Raw genomic sequence first — 2,600 nt, 5'->3', positions numbered from 1 at the left:
ATTGAACCCATTGTTCCGGAAGGATAGGGATAAGGGGCTGCTGGCAGGCTTGTGCGATAGGTGAAGGTAAGCACCCAATTCCCAGTCCATTCTCGATTGCTTGAAGGGCATCGCTAGGGCAATCAAAGATAAGGGCACGCCTTCCTCTAAGCGACCCTATGCTCTTATTATAAGAGGCGTTCCGCTCCTGCTCTGAATAGATCAGAGTATGAGAGGTGAAATCTTGGATATTCTCAGGCATCCCTCTCTTTTTAAGGTAATCCTGACTTGCATAAAGATAGCGACTAAAGGTCGCTAAGTGTTTACTTACCTGTCGCTCTTCTTCTAAAGAGGAGGTAGCGGCGTCATGGATGGCAATACCTATCTCCTCTCCTTTAAAATTAGGGCAGGGGGATAAAGTCTTAAAGGTGAAAGAAACCTCAGGGTGGTCCTTGAGAAAAGGGGCGATCTCTTTAATAAACCCGGGGTTTTTTATAAGGGGATGGATATCTATTATAAATTTCTCTTCTATTCCAGCTGTGAGCTTAGCCATCTTCTCTAAGGACAGGTCATATTGCTCTAAGATATTCTGGGCAGTTTCGAAGAAGATCTTACCTTTGTCGTTTAAGGCCAGGTTTCGCCCCTTCTTGGATAGAAGTTGATGCCCCACTTCTCTTTCTAGACCCTTAAGTAATTTAGATATCGCCGGGGGCTGGACTCCCAGCTTATTAGCAGCCTTAGAGGTCGAGCCCAGGGTTACTGTGTAATAGAAAGCTAAGAGTTTATCTCTATCCATAATAGGGGCTCTTCTGTCTTGCGGTCTAAAATAAATGTACCCTGTCAATCACTGCTTTACAAGCGGTTGCCGATTTTAACAAGAAACTACATATTTGTTCCGCTTAGGAAAAACTTTCCTGAGAGAGGAAACTTTTTAGCTATTTTCCTTAACAATATCTGCCCTTAACCTTGATATTCATAAAATTAATATCTATTATCCCTTTAAACATATTCCAAATTGGAAATAGTTGATGCTTATGAAGGTGATAAGAGGGAGAAATGATGTCAATTAGGCAAAAAGCTTGTAACTCTTCGAGTTTTTATATTGCTCTATGGCGCTTTGAGGATGGAACAAGCGCACAACAGTTAGCAGGATATGAAAATAATAGGGATTGGCTATCTGCCCGCCGACAGGCAGAAAAGGATCAATCTCCTGAGAGGGGTAAGGTTATCCATTTTAGAAATTATGTTCCAGGGCAACTTGCATAGGTATTTAGAAAGGCTCAGCTATGAATTGTATTAATCGCCAGACAACCCTTAAAACCTTACAAGAGTATGTAGCCTCTTGGCCAGAGTCAAAGCTCCTCTTCTCTTATAAGCTTGCATATCAGATCAATTTGTCACACTCGACACTGCTCCTTGAGCAGAAACAAACGCAGTTTTCATTAAGGCTGGGAGTAAATTTCATCAGCGGTTACTTACAGATCAACACTTTCGATTTGAAGACAGATGAGCCTCTTGAGAATAGATGCCCGCCTCTTTACGATGCAGCTTTAGTGGAACTTGTCGTCCAAGCGCTTGAAGTCATTTATCAGTGTGCGGAGCTTATCAATAGCCCTAAAGTGAGTCTGCTGTTGACGCGAGAGCAAGCTGAGCATCTTAATTTGTTTGGAGACTTTTTCAGTAGCGTATCCTCTCAGATGACAGTTTTAGGAAAGCGTACATTATTAGAGTTGCCTACCTGGGATAGCTATTATCAATATTTTAAAACAGAAACTGAGGCTATATTGGCTCACTTGCGTCAGACGATATGGCGGGAACAAAGGGTAGAGCCTTTGATTAGGCAGTATTTAAAGTCTTGGCCTTCCTCAAATCGGCTTGATTTAGGATCACCTTTGATGGCTTCTCTTGCCCCTGAAAAGCTGGGAAAACTCATCAAGTTTCCTCCTCCAAAGCAGGCGATTTAGCTGAGGCCAATCGGTAACCAGACGACCGTAGTTAGATCAGGCCCGGTGATCTGAGGTCATGTTTTGCAATAGATAATCATAAGGATAATTTTTATATGATTGATAAGACCCCCCATTACATAGATATCCATATTGGGAAGAGAGTTAAAGAGCGCCGTGAATCTTTAAACCTAAAACAGAAGCAATTGGCGAGTCTGCTGAAGATAACGAGTCAGCAGCTGTCTAAGTATGAGAAAGGCAGCAATCGTATGGCGGTCAGCCGTCTGTATGAGGTTGCTAAGATTTTATCGGTAACGCCTAATTTTTTCTATGATGGGATAGAGGGGGCCTGGTTATCCCAGGAGGAAGATGACCTTCGCCTTTCTTGGGAAAGTTTGAAAGGCGAGAGAGTTGAATTAGTTATGGGGCAAGTGCAGGGGACAGTTCTCGATATTAAAGTTCTGTCGTCAGAGAGGCGATGATGAGTGGGTAAGAAAGCTTATAAGGCGCTACTATGGCTGCCTTTTTTAAAGATTTAGAGCCCTTTGTAATGCCGGCAACTTTTCCTACGATAACGGCGTTACAATAAACCCCAGATTTCAGCGGATTTCCCAAATTTACTTCCTATCCGCAGAGATCTGGGGACTTCCCTTAACTCGCAGCAATTAAAATGAGGAA

Annotated in this window: 4 protein-coding genes; 3 read left to right on the top strand and 1 reads right to left on the bottom strand. The window is 42.8% G+C overall.

Features of this window, described 5'->3' with window-relative positions; genetic code table 11:
* The coding region (locus HMO_RS0113265; RefSeq protein ID WP_010304639.1) for a LysR family transcriptional regulator at nt 1-775 on the bottom strand (775 nt) is incomplete at its 3' end.
* A gap of 260 nt (nt 776-1,035) precedes the next feature.
* On the opposite strand from HMO_RS0113265, the gene HMO_RS0113260 reads away from it, so the two are divergent.
* From HMO_RS0113260 to HMO_RS15985, 3 genes are all read left to right on the top strand, one after another.
* A complete protein-coding gene (locus HMO_RS0113260) occupies nt 1,036-1,245 on the top strand; it encodes a hypothetical protein (RefSeq protein WP_139016905.1) in 210 nt (69 codons plus the stop codon).
* 20 nt (nt 1,246-1,265) lie between these two features.
* Nucleotides 1,266-1,943, top strand: coding sequence for a hypothetical protein (locus HMO_RS0113255; RefSeq protein WP_010304632.1), 678 nt, complete (start codon nt 1,266-1,268; stop codon nt 1,941-1,943).
* A gap of 95 nt (nt 1,944-2,038) precedes the next feature.
* Nucleotides 2,039-2,404, top strand: coding sequence for a helix-turn-helix domain-containing protein (locus HMO_RS15985; protein ID WP_010304629.1), 366 nt, complete (start codon nt 2,039-2,041; stop codon nt 2,402-2,404).
* The last annotated feature ends 196 nt before the right edge of the window (nt 2,405-2,600 follow it).

This window comes from Candidatus Odyssella thessalonicensis L13 (genome assembly GCF_000190415.1).
In the GTDB taxonomy this organism is placed as follows: domain Bacteria; phylum Pseudomonadota; class Alphaproteobacteria; order Paracaedibacterales; family Paracaedibacteraceae; genus Paracaedibacter; species Paracaedibacter thessalonicensis.
Note: the sequence above shows the minus strand (reverse complement) of the source record. Positions and strands in the feature narration are given on the sequence as shown.